This window comes from Roseateles koreensis (genome assembly GCF_028595305.1).
Lineage (GTDB): Bacteria > Pseudomonadota > Gammaproteobacteria > Burkholderiales > Burkholderiaceae_C > Paucibacter_A > Paucibacter_A koreensis.
In genome coordinates this window covers 1-1,586 of record NZ_JAQQXS010000032.1, presented here as the reverse complement: position 1 = coordinate 1,586, position 1,586 = coordinate 1, and the positions used below count along the sequence as shown (strand labels likewise).

The following is a 1,586-nucleotide window of genomic DNA, read 5'->3' as shown; positions in this document are numbered from 1 at the left end:
TGATCTTGATCACCCACAGCATGGGCGGCCTGGTGGCCAGGCGCTGCCAGCAACTGGGCATGGCCGAGCAGATTGCTGGCGTGATCCATGGTGTCATGCCAGCCATCGGTGCTCCGGTGGCCTACCGCCGCACCAAGGCGGGCATGGGGGATGAAAGCATGATCGCGGGCTGGGTGATCGGCAGCCTGGGCAGCGATGTCACCCCTGTGTTTGCACAGGCACCCGGTGCTTTGCAATTGCTACCCAATGCGCAATACCCCAAAGGCTGGCTGCGCCTGCTCAATGAAAAAGGGCAGTTGATCGACAGCTTCCCCAAGGCCGACCCCTACGAGGAGATTTATCTCAATCGCAAGGATTGGTGGGGCTTGGTGAAGGAGGAGTGGCTGCGTCCAAAGGGTGGCGTGCCCATAGATTGGGCGGCCTATGTGAAGTTTGGTCTGGACCCAGCCAAAAGTTTTCATGCAAGTCTAGGAACCAGCTACCACCCCAACACCTACGTCTTCTGTGGCGAGCCCGACAACTCGCATGAGAAAAACAGCATCGCCAATGTCAGTTGGAGAATGAATCTTTCTCCATATCAGCTCAAAAAAATCGACGACGACAAACTGGCCGGACTCCCCCATTCAGCGTTTTTGGAGCCCGGTGGCAGTTACGTCCTGAAGCAAGAGCCCAACCCTAACTACAACCCGCAAATCGGTGGTAGTTATCGCTTTGTTCAACCTTGGAGCATGGTTATGGACTTGTTCGACGCGGGCGGCGACGGCACGGTGCCCGCAGTGTCAGGCCGCGCCCCGCTAACCCAAAGCCCCTTGTGCATCCAACAACAAGTTCGCTTGGCCGGATTTGGGCATGAGAACGCCTACAAAAACGGCGCCGCGCAGGACTGGGTCTTGTACGCGCTGGCCAAGATTTTGAAGAAGGCCAAAGTGCCTCAAGTCAAGCCATGAAGCGCTGGCAAGGGCTGCTCGTAGGCGCTCTGGTGGCGACCCTGAGCTATGCCTTACTGCCCACTTCGACGGTGCTCACGGAGAAAGAAATGCAAAAGATCGAACAACTCACAACCCAAATGCAGACCCATTGTGTGGGGCGCTACCTGATTGATTTGCCACAAGGCTTTGTGTTGTCCTCTGATACGGAAGCCACTTTGTTTCATGGCCTTGGGCCCGACCATGAGCAATTGCATCTCCAGTCAATCAAGTCCGAGGTGAGTGCTAACGATTTCTCCGCATGGGTTGCGCAAGGCGGCGTTCGCTATTGGCCGGAAGAGCAAGAAACACGCGCCCCCAAGATTTTGAGTCTTCATGGTGTTGATGCATTGATCAAGGCCACGGCCGTTGTAGCGCCAAGCCCCGTGTTCAATGTTCATTACTTAGGGCTAAGGGATGGAATTCAGTTCGCGGCGGTGATGGTGGCAATTGAAGGTCAATCCGAAATTGACCGAGCCACCACCCGCCTCCTCGACCTCTCCCGCCGCATCAGCCGAGTCAGCGATCCGCTCAAAGCGGGCAAGGGCACTTGCATTGACGAGCTTTTGATCGCGGGGCAATACGACGAAGAAAAGCTGGACATCTACTTTTGGCACCCCA

The 1,586-nt window shown here is 56.2% G+C and carries 1 protein-coding gene and 1 pseudogene; both read left to right on the top strand.

The window, feature by feature from the left end; all coding sequences use genetic code 11:
* Positions 1–947, top strand: a pseudogene (locus tag PRZ01_RS19120) (esterase/lipase family protein); the annotation flags it as partial.
* Positions 944–1,586 (top strand): hypothetical protein (locus tag PRZ01_RS19115; RefSeq protein ID WP_273598441.1); only part of this gene is annotated, 643 nt, incomplete at its 3' end. The pseudogene PRZ01_RS19120 and the gene PRZ01_RS19115, both read left to right, overlap by 4 nt.